Source organism: Acinetobacter courvalinii (assembly GCF_014635545.1).
Classification (GTDB): Bacteria; Pseudomonadota; Gammaproteobacteria; order Pseudomonadales; family Moraxellaceae; genus Acinetobacter; species Acinetobacter courvalinii.
The window spans coordinates 54,964-67,593 of record NZ_BMDA01000003.1 but is presented as its reverse complement, the minus strand read 5'-3'; the positions used below and the strand labels follow the sequence as shown (position 1 = coordinate 67,593).

Here is a 12,630-nt window from a genome sequence, read left to right as displayed (position 1 = left end):
GAGTCATAAATGCTTCCACGTACCCTTAAAAACTTTAATGTTTTTGTTAATACCCATTCTTGGGCAACCGTTGCCGAGACGATCACAATCCCGAAAATCACAAAAAAAACGGATGACTACCGTGGCGCTGGCATGATCGGTGATGTTGCTCTCTCAATGGGCTACGAAAAGCTTGAAAGCGAAGTGACCTATGCCGGCTTTGATGTGCGTCAGTATCGCCAGTTAGGTGTCTGCGGAACTTCCGATTTACCCATTCGCTTTGTCGGCGTATACGAACGCCAGGACAACTGCACCACTCAAAATGTAGAAATTTACATGCGTGGCCAAGCGATTGAGCTCGATCCGGGTGAAACAAAAAACGGTGAACGTACCGAAATCAAAATGTCCTACAACCTTACTTACTACCGCATGGAGGTAGATGGTGTGGTCGAGGTTGAGCTCGATTTAGTGAATGGCATTGAACGTTTTGGCGATAGCGACGTCGCCCAGGCAATACGTGAATTACTCGGTTTATAAGCCGGGTAATCCCCCTCCCCCCCTAAAAAAATCCAAACAGGAAAAAATCATGACTTCAGCAAAGCAAGATCAAACCCAGACTTCTACTCCAGAGCAACCAGTACAAACTCCAGTCGATCCAAACGTTCGCATTGTCGAACTAGAAAATCCAATTATTCGCGGATCTGACTCAATTACCCAGATCACATTGCGTAAACCTAACGTAGGAACGCTCCGCAATTTAAGCCTGCAGGATGTTTTGAAATGGAATGTTGAAGCGACCAACACGGTTCTGACTCGTATTTCATACCCAACATTAAGCATTGCTGACCTGAACGGCATGGACATCGCAGATTACACATCCTTGGCCGTGGAATTAACCAATTTTTTGGTGAGTGCAAAGGCGAAATCCCAAGTTGTGTAGATGAAGTTATTGCCAATCTTGCGGTGATATTCGGATGGACACCAAAGGAATGCGAGGATTTCGAAATTGATGAGCTGATGCGCTGGAATGAACGTGCAAAGGCCCGAAGTGAAGTACAAAAGTAAAAAATAGGTAATGGCGGATGAGCAATTTAACTTTAAGCGCAGTTTTGATGATTATTGATGAGGCAACCAAGCCACTGAAGATGATTCAGAATTACAGTGAATCAAGCTCAGACTCCATTACCGAATTAGATCAGAGCATTAAACAGCTCAACAGCACACTAAATAGAAACGATGGCCAACGATATAACCAGGCTTTAAAACAAACAGAAAAAAATACCAACGCGGCCCGAACCGCATCTCGTTTGCTCGTCACTGAATATGGCCATATTGATCGTGCCTTATCATCATTGCTTCTAAAAGCAGATCAATGGAATGCAAAACTGGCTCAAAGCCGCCAAAATATGCGCCAAGAATTTAAAAATATTGCAGTTGGTGGGGTTATAGCGGGTGCCGGGTTATACAAATTTTTCCAGCCTGCTATCGACTTTGAAAAACAGGTCAGTGGCGTTCAGGCCGTTTTAAATCTTGAAAAAACCAGTGAAGCAATGAAACAACTCGAAGCTGACGCCCGTAAATGGGGAGCAGCTTCATCCTTCAGTCCGACTGAAGCCGCACAAGCACAATTCGCTTTGGGTTCTGGTGGCTTCAACGTCGATCAGATCCGCCAGGCTTTAGGCGGTACCCTTCAATTGGCAGAAGCTGGAAAGGTTGAACTGGAGCAAGCTGCACAGATTGCTGTCGGTACCTTGAATGGCTTTGGTTTAGTTGCAAGTGAAATCACCCGGGTGAATGACGTTTTTGTTCAAGCCACCAATGCCACGGCCACAAGTGTAGGCGGCCTTGGTGAAACCATGAAATATGTGGCTCCAGTAGCAAAACAATACGGTGCATCCATCGAACAAGTCACGGCCATGACCGGCTTACTTGGAAATAACAATATTCTCGATACCCAAGCCGGCACAGCCTTACGCGGTATCATGCTTCGCCTTGCTGCACCACCCAAAGCGGCACAGGATGCCTTAGATCGCCTGGGCGTTAAAACAGCCGACACAAAAGGCAACTTGCGTGACCTATCCGATGTTATGAATGATCTCCGGGTAAAAACCAACAAAATGGGATCTGAAGAACGTCTGGCATTGTTGTCTGATATCTCGGGAACAGAAGCCGCTTCAGCCATGGCCGTGCTCGTCGACCAAACGGGTATGGTCGATGAAAAAACAGGGAAAGTCGTCAATAAAATTAAACAGCTCACTGAAGAACTAGAAAACTCTCAAGGCGCAGCAGCTGAAGCCGCAAAAATTTTAAAAGACAACCTTGCCGGCGATATCGAAAATATGGGCGGTGAATGGCAGGACCTGAGTATTGCTATTCAAAAAGTACTTGGGAATGACATGCGAAAATTCATTCAGCAAGTGGCCGAAATTATTGGCCGTATTAAAGATTGGGTCGAAGCAAATCCAGAACTGGTGAAAACACTGGCCAATGTGGCCATTAAGCTGCTCATGCTCAAAGTCGGCCTACTTGGGGCCAAGTACACTGCAAATCTTTTCCTCGGTGGCATTGTCAGTATCATTGCCGGCATCACTAAATTCGCCATTGTGATGTGGGTGGCCCACAAGATCGCCAATAAATTCGGTATCGGTTTACCGTCCCGATTGACTGTCATTTCTAAATCCATCCAGTTACTCAGCCGGGTATTTACTTTCCTGGCACGCCAAGCGATCCCGCTTGTTATTGCTGGCCTGCGTGCTCTGGCCATAGCAGCATTGACCAACCCCTTAACATTGATCATCGCGGCCATTATTGCCGTTGCCTTCGTAATCTATCGTTATTGGGGACCTATCAAGGCATTTTTCCAAGGTTTCTGGTCAGGGCTTATGATTGGCCTAGCTCCGTTTAAAGATTCAATCAGCAGCTTGTTTACCACCTTAAAAGCGACCCTCGCGCCACTGAAACCGGTATGGGATGCTTTGGTTGCCGTATGGACCATCTTTAAAGGGGTACTTGCTGAAGCCCTCGGGCCATTTCAGGCCACAAACCAGGAACTAGCCAATGCCACAGCATACGGCTCAACCCTTGGCCAAGTATTCGGCTCTGTTCTCGGTGTAATTGGTGAACTGATTTTGATCTTCGTAAAATTATCCATGGCTATCCTGGTGAATGTCGGTACAGCGATCGGAGAGTTCTTCGGATGGTTATCCCTTATTCCGGAACGTGCAAGCGCTGCATTCAATGCTTTAAAAACCTATGTGAAAGAAGCCGGCGCAACATTCATTAATTTTCTACTGACACCATTACGCCTGGTGATCGATGCCGTGAATATTTTGATCAGTGGAATGAATAAAATCCCGAGTATCAATATTCCCAAGATCCCGCAGGTTCCAACTTTTGCACCTCCAGCCGCAACCATTCCAACCAAGAAAGTGACCCCTACCGCCCCGATCTCTGTTCCTAATAGAGCGGTTCAAACAACAAATCATTTCATGGGTGCACAGATCACCATCTCTGGAGTAAATGATCCAAAACAAGTGGCTGCATTGGTGGACCAGAAACTTAAACAGCATCAAAGTGCGCTCACAGCTCAACAGCAACGTACTTACAACGATAGAGACTGATTACATGTTGATGTGCTTAGGACAATTTCCCTTTACGACTGATACGCTGACCTTTACCGAGATCCAGCGTCAACGCTCATGGCAATATGCGGACAATGCAGTGGCCAAGGGTCGCAAGAAACGCCAGTTTATTGGTTCTGGCGATGACATCATCACGCTCCCAGGAGTGATTTATCAGGAGTATGGCTTCGGTAATAGATTTTCTATTGATGAGCTGGCATCGATGGCGGATTCTGGCCAAGGCTTTGTTCTAGTCGATGGCAGTGGATATCTATATGGGGTTTATACGATCGACAACATTGACGAAACCAAACAGGTTTTACTATTCAATGGCGTTCCTCGAAAGGTCGATTTCACCATTAAACTCACCCGGGTGGACGATGAGCGCATCGAGCAACAAACAGCAGCGGAGTCCTAAATATGCCTAAGATTCCAGTCTGTATTTTAACTGCAGACAACAAACCACTAAACGACCAGATCACCACACGCATTACCAGCGTCACAGTGACAGATAACCGGGCCAATGAAGCTGACCAGCTTGATATCATTTTAAACGACACTGATGGCGTTCTGGAGCTGCCACGACGTGGGGTAAAAATTAATTGTCAGCTTGGTTTTGAGGGTGAAGGCTTACACGATAAAGGCGATTTTATTGTGGATGAAACGGAATGGTCCGGCACGCCAGACACAATCACAATTAAAGCCTCCAGCGCTAACTTTAAGAGCAATATCAAAGAGGCAAAATCTAAATCCTACCACCGCAAAAAATTCGGAGAAATTGCTTCAGAGATCGCACAGAATCATAAACTGACGCTGGTAATGACAGATGATTTAAAAAATATCGATCTTCGCCATGTAGATCAAACCAATGAATCAGATCTCAATTTATTGAATCGGATCTCAAAACAAAACGGTGCAGAAATGGCAATAAAAAAAGATCGCTTACTCATTTTCAGAGCCGGCACCGCTCAAACTGCCTCAGGTAAAAAACTTCCTACAATCAAAATTACCAGGGCGGATGGCGATCAATTCAGATACTCGGAACAGGACCGGGATTCGGACTATACAGGCGTATCAGCAAGCTATCATGACCAAGGCAAGGCAACCCGTAAACGGGTGACCTCTGGCAATCCTGAAACACGTGGAGGTGGCAACGATCCAGCCACAAAAACCAAAGTACTTAAAGGGACCTTTGCTTCAGCTGAAGAAGCACAACGCGCAGCGGATGCAAAAATGGCCGAAATCAAACGCCAGAAAGCCAAGTTCAGCATAACCATGGCCAATGGCATTCCGGATATTTCAACCGAGTCACCTGTCCAACTGGAGGGATTTAAACCTCAAGTGGACAAACTAAATTGGATTGTAGAAAAGGCCGTTCATACCTATGCAGATAATGGTCTGATTACCCAGGTGAATCTGGAAGCCACACTATGAAAACAATCTACTTATTAATTTTTATGGGTACGCTATCCGGATGCACTGCAAACAATATTCACAATAATATCCAGGTGAGTATTTGCCTGCAGTGTGTACAGTATTAATTATTAATTTTGATCATGCCTTCAGCTGTAAAGTAATTCGGGGTGAGATTGGATCTCTGCATTGTCCAGTCGCCACCCAAGCCCCCTGCCCCTACCGATATACCCTTGCTGCCATATTTATCCCGGATCTGGCTCCATGCCTTCAGTAATTTGTCTGCTTTTTCAATCTGCTCCATGTCAGAAAGCAAGTCATAAATATGACCGGCCTTAGGCTCTAACCCGGTTAGGATCACACCGCATTTTTTAAACTTGACCCCTTTTCTATACACCCCTTCCATGAGTTCAGTGGCTTTTTTCACAATCGTCATTACATTGTCTGTCGCTTCAGGAAAGCCGAAGGTCGCTTCACCTTTATAAAATTTTTCACGTTCATCGAATGGGCTGGAATATGCAAAAACCATTATGCACCCGCATAGCTGTTCTTCAGCTGCTAAACGCTCGATTGCCTTTTCGGCATATAGACTTACAGCTGCTTTCAAATCATTTAACTCAGTCACTTTCTGGCCAAAGGATCTGCTCGAGATAATCTGCTTTTTGTTGGGGGGTGTATCTTCTATTTCGATACATGCTTGGCCACGCAGTTCAAGCCAGGTGCGGTGGGTAACGATGGAGAATTGATTCCGGATTAATTTCTCATTGGCAAAGATAAAATCAAGCACTGAGTAGATGCCCAATGCATTTAACTTCTTCGCATGTTGACGACCAATGCCCCAAATTTCTGATACATCGATCTGCCTAAAAACGTGCTTCAGGACTCCCCTGTCGATTTCATCCAGATTGCAAACCCCATCTAAATGTGGGTAGGTTTTAGCTATGTGATTCGCCAGCTTAGCCTGCGTTTTTGAAAATCCGATCCCAACACATACCGGCAGCCCGATCCACTTCAGGATCTGCGCTTTCATTTGATGTGCATATTCAGTGTTTTTAATTATTTTCTGATAATGCGTCAGCTCTAAAAAGCATTCATCAATCGAGTAAATTTCCTGATCTTGTTTATGTACGTACATGCCAAGTATTGTCATGAACCTCTTAGACATTTCCGCATAAACAGCGTAGTTACTGGAGAGAACGATCACATTATTTTTTTTGATTACATCATCAATTTTAAACCGTGGTACTCCCATTTTTATCCCGAGCAGCTTGGCTTCATTGCTACGTGCGACAGCGCAGCCATCGTTATTCGACAGCACTATGACAGGCTTGCCAATCAGTTGCGGCTGAAACACACGCTCACAGCTCACGTAACAGTTATTGACGTCAACGAGATAAAACACACGATTTTTCATTTAAATTTCTTCACGCAGCGCGTAACAACACCCCAAATAATGAGCTGTTGGCCATCTTTCAGATGGATATCTGGATACTCCGGATTTTCAGCTTTCAACCAGCGTTTATTGCCTTCGATCATCAAACGTTTAAGGGTGAAATCATTATCGATCAGTGCCAGGACAATATCTCTGTGCTTTGCTTCCAGTGAGCGATCGACAATGACCTCGTCATCAATGTCGATGCCAATGTCACGCAATGAAGATGAGTTCACTTTAGCGATAAAGGTCGCGGTCGGATTCATGATCAAGTGCTGATTCATATCGATAGATTTATCGACATAATCTTGCGCCGGTGAAGGAAACCCGGCCGATAAACGTTCTTCAGCCACAGGAATGGCCAGAAGTGTCTGGGGGTCGACTTGGATCAAGGAACCGGGATAAATATCCCCTGCCGCCTGCTGTTTGACCTGCTCGATATATTTACGAATATAAAGGACTTGTGAAGCAGGAACGCGGATCACTTGCGTTTCTTCGCTGGTCCTTTTGCGGCCTGCACCTGCACGTGCACCGCCATGTTTTAGGATAGTATTCATAATCTTGAAATCGTTACAATATTCAAGTTAGCATAAAATTTTGCTCATCCATATTGAAATAGAAAAAATTGATAAAGAACTAACATACAGATTTTTAATCATTTAAAAACGACAAAGCCACCCGCAGGTGGCTTTGTTTTGAGCAAGTCGGCTACGCTACTACCAACTCGATCTTTTTATCAAGCGCCTTAAAGGCAGCCTCGATAGATTCTAATTTTGTCGAATGATCTAACGACCATAATCGGTTTACTTGCGCCTGCTGCCAGTGCAATCTACGTCCTAACTCTGCTCTAGTGATTTTTTGCTTTATCATCTCATTGTATAAAGCAATTTTTACAGCTACTTGGGCAGGTAGATTTATTAAATGCTCGCCTTCGCGTGCTTCAGTTGGTAAAGGAATCGCCTGTTTACCATCCATATAATAAATCATTAATGCGGTTTCAATTCCGTCCAAGGCTTCGGTAAGTGCCTCGTCCAAAGAATATCCAACGCTGTTAAGTTCTGGTAGATCACGGGATGACACTACAAACGCATCGCCTTCGCGATCTATTTGTACTGCATATTCCATATCTAGGACCTCTATATTACTAAATAAATTACTAACTAATTATAAACTGAACGCCTTGCTATTTAAGGGTCTGGGGGCTTATAGCCCCAAGTCCTTTTTGATCTTTAAACGGGTTCCATTGGGTATCTCTTTACTGCCATGGTCGGGGAAAACACTACGTTTATCGTTTAACTGGATAATCCAGTGTGAACCCTTACCACGTCTAACAAATATCACACCCTGCTCAATGAGCCACCGTTTAAACTCGCTATAGCTCATCGCCAGCTCCTGTCTAAACAATGAACTAATAATATAACATTTTTGTTATATTGACAATAAAATATATCAAATTTGTTATGTTTTTTTAGACAAAAAAAACCACCGTATGGGGAACGGTGGGGAAATTAGGAACTTGGTTTCTTGGTATAAAACTACTATACATCGTAGGTTCTTAAAAAGAAATAAAAAACACTCAATCGAGCGGTTCTAATTCATCTTTAGGCAGCCAACCTTCACATACCCATTTACCAATTTCAGGTTTCCATATACATACCCTATCTAACATATCAATTTTGCATAGGAATGATCCATTACAGTGTGTGGTGTCCATTGGAGTTTTGCTTAAAATTTCTTGAAGCGAATAACCCCTTAAAGTGCTGGTTTCAGGATTATGAAACCAATATCCCTCGATATACCATTTACCATTTTCAGGGCAAAAATAATCTGTCATAGCTTGTTTATGCATTGCAGCTTTTAAGCCGGTCATGCCCCCTAATGCTTTGAGAGTTTGAACAATGTTCATGAAATTCTTCTAATTAGTAATGTGAGTATTTCATAATATACGATTTATTAAGACATAGAAAAACCACTCAATCGAGTGGTTCTTCATTTAATTTGCTGATCAATAATTTTCGAGTTTTTTGGCTAGGAAGGTCAGACTGGTTGAGCCTTTGTACTCCAGATCACCATTGGAGTTGATCACAAAATATTGTGTTTCTGCTGGATCTTTATATCTGAAGGTATTCCCCTCTTTCACCATTTCGTCTGGCTTCATAGTCGCATCCAGATAAAAATCTTTCTTAAAGTACTGCTGACCTTTTTTATAGATTACATCGATGTGATCAGTAAGGCCATTCGGTGAGAGCCATTGCCCAACCACTTCCCCATCAATATCCAGTTTAATGGCCAATAACTTTTTAAAATCATCCGCACTTAAACCAATAAATTTGACACTTAGATCAGGATCAAAATGCGTGGTAGCCCACGCCGCGACACTATTCTCCCTCTTAATTCGATACATAATAAATGTGCGCTCATATTTATTACTGTCTGCATTTTTTATTTCATTCGCAATAGTTTCTAACTGTGATTTATTTAATCTTGTTGGTAATTCGACTTCTATTTTACGAGTGATATTCCCCCTTTTTTCATCCGCTACGATTTCATATACTGGCTTTGCTTCTGGTAAAGAATGCGCAACAGGACTTGTTCCATTACTTTCAGGATCAGGCGCGTTAAAGACCATAAGTAAAATAAGAATGATTGATCCAAACAATAAAACTAGAAATACATCCTTTCTTGTAATTGGTGCCGATTTCTTAAATTTCTGAAATTTTGCCGGAAAGAGTAATCCAATAAATGACAATACCCATAATGCAATTAATGCTAAACCAGCTAATCCAAATATAAAGTCCATAAACTCCCCATAATTTTTATTAAAGAATTGATATTACATTATATAAATAGTTTGACACTATGCATTGGCTCAATGTGAAACTATCCATGGGATCATGATGATCTATTGCATAGGACCAGACTGGTACGATCTTTCCTTATATAAATAAAATAAGCAGTAGAGTGATAAAAGAATGAAAAACATTAACCCAAGTACATAATCAAATGATTCTGAAACATTAGCCGCTTGATAATCCATAACCATACCCTCAGACCATCCCTTCATAATCTAATGTTGCAAAAACGTTTGTCCCTTCATAATCATCGAATTAGCTAACACATTGACTTTTTTATCGTTTAGCAGATAGCCAAAATATGTATTTATCTCTTAAAAGATATTGCTTTAAAAAAAAGATATCGTTATATTTCAAAAATCACAGCAAAATCTGTGAGCAGGCGTGGAAACCTGTCTTATCATCCAAGAGCGCAGAACTAAGTCGCTATATGCGGCCTTTTTTTTGCCCACTGCATAGTCATGCTTTCGTTATGGCAGTCTATTCAGGGCAGTCGCAAGACTGGCCGCACTCTTGGGCGGTATTTCCACCCCTGCTTAGGCTGCCACCATTCCGTGGAAAGAATGGTGGTGAGTTGTAAAACTTACCAAGAGAAAACGACTATGAACACACGTTCTTATAGTGCATACGCACGCACGCCTGCCACACCTATCGAACACACCCCTATCCATGATTTGCCTGCATATCTGGCATCAAAAAAGAAAGCTGCAAGGCTCAAAAAATTCCACGACTCTCTCGCATATTTAGCCATCCTGATCATCGCCTACATCCTGTTTAAAATCGCAGGTGTGTAATGTCCAGAATCTTGATTAATACTGAGCTGGGCACCGAACGGTTATGCTCCAGTTGCGGCGAGTACTACCCATTCGATGGTGAGTTCTTCAATAAAAATGGTTTTAGACACGGGGTCCAGCAATGGACCTCAAAATGCAAAGCTTGCTATGCCGAACTATATCGGGGGGCTGTCGCATGAAACTACTTCTTCAACACAATGAATATCCCCTCATTGCCTCGCCAGAAATGGCGAAGGTACTGGGGATCACCGCTGCCACGTTCCTCCAAAAGCTGTATTTCTTGATCAACGAAACAAGAAAACGCAAAACAAAGAAAAATTTAACAACGTACAAAGGCCGTAAATGGTGGTTCCATACTTACGAAGAATGGAAAGAAACCCTCGGCATGTTTAGCGTATCAACGATTAAAAGGGCCGTAGCGAAGCTACGCGCCCTTGGCTTGATTCAGGTAGCAAAGCTATCGGATGTGAAGTCAGATCGGGTGAACTACTACACGATCGATTATAAGAAATTAAAGTCGCTTTTCTGCATCGATATCCCTGTCAACGACACACCTGCACCGAAGCCAGCAGCTGCTCCGCACCAGGATAAAATTGTTGGTACTCAAGAGCCACAAAACCCACCTGCAACGGTTGAACAATTAAAAGCCATGCCAGACAAGCAAAGGCGACTCTATAACCAGTTACGCACCTTAAAACTGGACATCTCCCCTACAGAGCCATTACTAGAAATATGGGTCCACCATGCCTCTATGATCACCGCCTATGTTGCTTCAGCATCGTCCCGACTCGACATCATCAAATGGCATTGGCACACCCCGGCTCAAATTCTCCCACACCATTTAATAGATTGAGGAATAACGATGAAAATAGAAAAAATAATTGTCCGAGTTCAAAATCCGAAAACAAAAAAACGCCAGCTTTTTATCAGTGCAAAAAAACTGCATAGGCTATTAGACAGTGACGTTTCATATAAGACATTTCTGGAAACAAATGTATTATGGTCACGACTTAGAGAAGATATCGACTACCACTTCAGTAAAAAGGTCGATACATATAATTTAAGTATTTGTGCCGTTCAAGCCATTTTAATTATGGAAAATACAGAACAAAGTTGGATTTTATTTAATGAGATGACCGACCTTATAAATGATGGTTTCTCTAGTATTTTAATTAAAGGGGATAGAAATGTATCAAATAAATGAAGATGCTTATTCTGAATTGAATCGTTTAAAAAATAAGGTGGCATTTATTCGCAAGTTAAGCGATGCAGGTATCGAATCACATGAATACGATGTGGTTACCAAGGAACAAATATCCACCATTTTTAACGAATTAGATGATCAAATCCAAGAAATCTTAAAAGGTATTGAGCTTAATCCTCAGAAGCCATCAATTGAATCATCTGAATAATCTTCGCTAGTTTATGATCACTGGCGTTATTTAAGAGCCTGAGTATTTCCAAATGCTCAGGCTTTATATTTTGTAGCTCGTCATTTTTATGTATGCCAAAAACCACATACATCATATCGAAACCGTTTTCCCCCAAAGACTGGAGAGCTCTTAAATCAAATGGTTCTCCCCGCTTTTCAAACCGTATCCAGCTTTGTTCTTGCATCTCAATAATGTCAGCAGCTTGTTTTTGAGTAAGTTTTAATCGTTTTCTTTCTTCTTTTAAACGATTTCCCCGATTTAAATCAGAAAAGTTACTATTCATGATAGTTTCCTGTTGAAATATACGATACATCGTAGTAAATTTGTTATTGTGAAAATCACACATTGCACGATTTTCACAAAAACATTCCAAGTTTAGCTTTTTATAGAGTCAATGCAATGAGTACAAACCCTAACAAGCAAATCGTTTATCGCCTTGAAGAAGAAGATCATAAAAATCTACGCATTAAAGCTGCGGAAGAAGGACTAACTCCTAACCAATATGCGAAAAAACACATCTTAAACCTCATCAAAAAGGACGAAAAAAACACAAAGGAATCATAAGGCGCACCAATTCGGCTCATCACAGATAGAGAAGCTGATCTTGTAACTATTTGATTAACAATTGAAACAGAATGTAAAGCAATAAAAATATTCAGCAAGTGAGTGGTGTCGGGAGCAACAGATCACTTGGTCCAGTAACAACGGGGTAAAACATGAGTAAATCTATAGGATTCTACTGTCCGCATTGTGACCGTAGGATGCATGTGACGAGCCGTAAAAAGCCGTCACCTCTTTTCCATAACATCATTGTCAGCTGCATGAATCCCGACTGCCTTGCCAGCTTTGCAGCGGATCTCGAAATTACGCGCACTATCCACAACAGCCTCACGCCTAAGCCAGATCTATCCCTCACAAAACAGACATGGGAAAACGAAATCGAATTGCAGCTCAACAGTTTAGAGCTTCAGCAAGAGATTGACCAATACCAGAAGTGCTTCGTGGAAGGGGCCATTAATGCCCTTTTCTGGACAAGAAAAATTGACCTTGCCCAAGCACAGACATATCGCAATCGCCTCCTACAAATGAAATTGATCTGAGTAATAA

Annotated in this window: 19 protein-coding genes; 12 read left to right on the top strand and 7 right to left on the bottom strand. The window is 42.3% G+C overall.

The window, feature by feature from the left end; all coding sequences use genetic code 11:
- Nucleotides 1-9: 9 nt before the first annotated feature.
- Genes IEV39_RS12495 through IEV39_RS12470 form a run of 6 tightly spaced genes read left to right on the top strand, consistent with a single transcriptional unit; the run spans nt 10 to nt 5,033 of the window.
- Complete coding sequence (locus tag IEV39_RS12495) at nt 10-516, top strand: phage major tail tube protein (protein WP_005289143.1); 507 nt, start codon at nt 10-12, stop codon at nt 514-516.
- A 49-nt stretch (nt 517-565) separates the two neighbouring features.
- Nucleotides 566-919, top strand: a complete 354-nt coding sequence (locus tag IEV39_RS12490; protein ID WP_005289146.1) for a phage tail assembly protein — start codon at nt 566-568, stop codon at nt 917-919.
- A complete protein-coding gene (locus IEV39_RS18645) occupies nt 856-1,044 on the top strand; it encodes a GpE family phage tail protein (protein ID WP_308464648.1) in 189 nt (62 codons plus the stop codon). The genes IEV39_RS12490 and IEV39_RS18645 overlap by 64 nt, the downstream gene beginning before the upstream one ends.
- A gap of 17 nt (nt 1,045-1,061) precedes the next feature.
- A complete protein-coding gene (locus tag IEV39_RS12480; RefSeq protein WP_005289150.1) occupies nt 1,062-3,599 on the top strand; it encodes a phage tail tape measure protein in 2,538 nt (845 codons plus the stop codon).
- A 4-nt stretch (nt 3,600-3,603) separates the two neighbouring features.
- On the top strand, nt 3,604-4,017 hold the full coding sequence (locus IEV39_RS12475; RefSeq protein WP_005289153.1) for a phage tail protein: 414 nt from the start codon (nt 3,604-3,606) through the stop codon (nt 4,015-4,017).
- A 2-nt stretch (nt 4,018-4,019) separates the two neighbouring features.
- Complete coding sequence (locus tag IEV39_RS12470) at nt 4,020-5,033, top strand: contractile injection system protein, VgrG/Pvc8 family (protein ID WP_005289156.1); 1,014 nt, start codon at nt 4,020-4,022, stop codon at nt 5,031-5,033.
- 103 nt (nt 5,034-5,136) lie between these two features.
- Here IEV39_RS12470 and IEV39_RS12465 read toward each other — a convergent pair whose 3' ends face one another.
- From IEV39_RS12465 to IEV39_RS12440, 6 genes are all read right to left on the bottom strand, one after another.
- Complete coding sequence (locus tag IEV39_RS12465) at nt 5,137-6,426, bottom strand: Y-family DNA polymerase (protein ID WP_005289160.1); 1,290 nt, start codon at nt 6,424-6,426, stop codon at nt 5,137-5,139.
- Complete coding sequence (locus tag IEV39_RS12460; RefSeq protein WP_005289163.1) at nt 6,423-7,001, bottom strand: LexA family protein; 579 nt, start codon at nt 6,999-7,001, stop codon at nt 6,423-6,425. Before IEV39_RS12460 ends, IEV39_RS12465 begins: the two co-directional genes overlap by 4 nt.
- A 151-nt stretch (nt 7,002-7,152) precedes the next feature.
- On the bottom strand, nt 7,153-7,569 hold the full coding sequence (locus IEV39_RS12455; RefSeq protein WP_005289166.1) for a type II toxin-antitoxin system HicB family antitoxin: 417 nt from the start codon (nt 7,567-7,569) through the stop codon (nt 7,153-7,155).
- 78 nt (nt 7,570-7,647) lie between these two features.
- Complete coding sequence (locus IEV39_RS12450) at nt 7,648-7,827, bottom strand: type II toxin-antitoxin system HicA family toxin (RefSeq protein ID WP_005289169.1); 180 nt, start codon at nt 7,825-7,827, stop codon at nt 7,648-7,650.
- A 193-nt stretch (nt 7,828-8,020) separates the two neighbouring features.
- The gene (locus tag IEV39_RS12445) at nt 8,021-8,350 is read right to left on the bottom strand and encodes a hypothetical protein (RefSeq protein WP_005289171.1); all 330 of its coding nucleotides are present in this window, start codon (nt 8,348-8,350) and stop codon (nt 8,021-8,023) included.
- 99 nt (nt 8,351-8,449) lie between these two features.
- Nucleotides 8,450-9,244 (bottom strand): hypothetical protein, encoded by a 795-nt coding sequence (locus tag IEV39_RS12440; RefSeq protein WP_005289175.1) that lies wholly within the window; start codon nt 9,242-9,244, stop codon nt 8,450-8,452.
- A gap of 654 nt (nt 9,245-9,898) precedes the next feature.
- Here IEV39_RS12440 and IEV39_RS12435 point away from each other — a divergent pair.
- The 4 genes from IEV39_RS12435 (at nt 9,899) to IEV39_RS12420 (ending at nt 11,502) form a co-directional block, all read left to right on the top strand.
- Nucleotides 9,899-10,090: a hypothetical protein gene (locus IEV39_RS12435; protein WP_005289181.1), complete on the top strand. Its 192-nt coding sequence runs from the start codon at nt 9,899-9,901 to the stop codon at nt 10,088-10,090.
- A gap of 175 nt (nt 10,091-10,265) precedes the next feature.
- The gene (locus IEV39_RS12430; protein ID WP_032883205.1) at nt 10,266-10,943 is read left to right on the top strand and encodes a hypothetical protein; all 678 of its coding nucleotides are present in this window, start codon (nt 10,266-10,268) and stop codon (nt 10,941-10,943) included.
- 9 nt (nt 10,944-10,952) lie between these two features.
- Nucleotides 10,953-11,294: a hypothetical protein gene (locus tag IEV39_RS12425; protein WP_005289187.1), complete on the top strand. Its 342-nt coding sequence runs from the start codon at nt 10,953-10,955 to the stop codon at nt 11,292-11,294.
- Entirely contained in the window at nt 11,278-11,502 is a 225-nt protein-coding gene (locus tag IEV39_RS12420) for a hypothetical protein (protein ID WP_005289191.1), read from the top strand. The genes IEV39_RS12425 and IEV39_RS12420 overlap by 17 nt, the downstream gene beginning before the upstream one ends.
- Here the strand turns inward: IEV39_RS12420 and IEV39_RS12415 are convergent.
- The gene (locus IEV39_RS12415) at nt 11,465-11,806 is read right to left on the bottom strand and encodes a helix-turn-helix domain-containing protein (RefSeq protein ID WP_005289194.1); all 342 of its coding nucleotides are present in this window, start codon (nt 11,804-11,806) and stop codon (nt 11,465-11,467) included. The genes IEV39_RS12420 and IEV39_RS12415 overlap by 38 nt on opposite strands.
- Before the next feature lie 116 nt (nt 11,807-11,922).
- Between IEV39_RS12415 and IEV39_RS12410 the strand changes: the two genes are divergently transcribed.
- Together IEV39_RS12410 and IEV39_RS12405 are read left to right on the top strand one after the other, a co-directional pair.
- Entirely contained in the window at nt 11,923-12,087 is a 165-nt protein-coding gene (locus IEV39_RS12410) for a toxin-antitoxin system HicB family antitoxin (RefSeq protein WP_005289198.1), read from the top strand.
- Nucleotides 12,088-12,239: 152 nt separating this feature from the next.
- Entirely contained in the window at nt 12,240-12,623 is a 384-nt protein-coding gene (locus tag IEV39_RS12405; RefSeq protein ID WP_032883206.1) for an ogr/Delta-like zinc finger family protein, read from the top strand.
- The last annotated feature ends 7 nt before the right edge of the window (nt 12,624-12,630 follow it).

What these genes read in the sequence shown, in the direction of transcription:
- IEV39_RS12490 (WP_005289146.1), top strand. Translation starts at nt 566, where the DNA reads ATGACTTCAGCAAAGCAAGATCAAACCCAGACTTCTACTCCAGAGCAA.
- IEV39_RS12435 (WP_005289181.1), top strand. Translation starts at nt 9,899, where the DNA reads ATGAACACACGTTCTTATAGTGCATACGCACGCACGCCTGCCACACCT.
- IEV39_RS12475 (WP_005289153.1), top strand. Translation starts at nt 3,604, where the DNA reads ATGTTGATGTGCTTAGGACAATTTCCCTTTACGACTGATACGCTGACC.
- IEV39_RS12405 (WP_032883206.1), top strand. Translation starts at nt 12,240, where the DNA reads ATGAGTAAATCTATAGGATTCTACTGTCCGCATTGTGACCGTAGGATG.
- IEV39_RS12470 (WP_005289156.1), top strand. Translation starts at nt 4,020, where the DNA reads ATGCCTAAGATTCCAGTCTGTATTTTAACTGCAGACAACAAACCACTA.
- IEV39_RS12460 (WP_005289163.1), bottom strand. Translation starts at nt 7,001, where the DNA reads ATGAATACTATCCTAAAACATGGCGGTGCACGTGCAGGTGCAGGCCGC.
- IEV39_RS12495 (WP_005289143.1), top strand. Translation starts at nt 10, where the DNA reads ATGCTTCCACGTACCCTTAAAAACTTTAATGTTTTTGTTAATACCCAT.
- IEV39_RS12465 (WP_005289160.1), bottom strand. Translation starts at nt 6,426, where the DNA reads ATGAAAAATCGTGTGTTTTATCTCGTTGACGTCAATAACTGTTACGTG.
- IEV39_RS12480 (WP_005289150.1), top strand. Translation starts at nt 1,062, where the DNA reads ATGAGCAATTTAACTTTAAGCGCAGTTTTGATGATTATTGATGAGGCA.
- IEV39_RS12415 (WP_005289194.1), bottom strand. Translation starts at nt 11,806, where the DNA reads ATGAATAGTAACTTTTCTGATTTAAATCGGGGAAATCGTTTAAAAGAA.
- IEV39_RS12430 (WP_032883205.1), top strand. Translation starts at nt 10,266, where the DNA reads ATGAAACTACTTCTTCAACACAATGAATATCCCCTCATTGCCTCGCCA.
- IEV39_RS12420 (WP_005289191.1), top strand. Translation starts at nt 11,278, where the DNA reads ATGTATCAAATAAATGAAGATGCTTATTCTGAATTGAATCGTTTAAAA.
- IEV39_RS12440 (WP_005289175.1), bottom strand. Translation starts at nt 9,244, where the DNA reads ATGGACTTTATATTTGGATTAGCTGGTTTAGCATTAATTGCATTATGG.
- IEV39_RS12455 (WP_005289166.1), bottom strand. Translation starts at nt 7,569, where the DNA reads ATGGAATATGCAGTACAAATAGATCGCGAAGGCGATGCGTTTGTAGTG.
- IEV39_RS12450 (WP_005289169.1), bottom strand. Translation starts at nt 7,827, where the DNA reads ATGAGCTATAGCGAGTTTAAACGGTGGCTCATTGAGCAGGGTGTGATA.
- IEV39_RS12410 (WP_005289198.1), top strand. Translation starts at nt 11,923, where the DNA reads ATGAGTACAAACCCTAACAAGCAAATCGTTTATCGCCTTGAAGAAGAA.
- IEV39_RS12445 (WP_005289171.1), bottom strand. Translation starts at nt 8,350, where the DNA reads ATGAACATTGTTCAAACTCTCAAAGCATTAGGGGGCATGACCGGCTTA.
- IEV39_RS12425 (WP_005289187.1), top strand. Translation starts at nt 10,953, where the DNA reads ATGAAAATAGAAAAAATAATTGTCCGAGTTCAAAATCCGAAAACAAAA.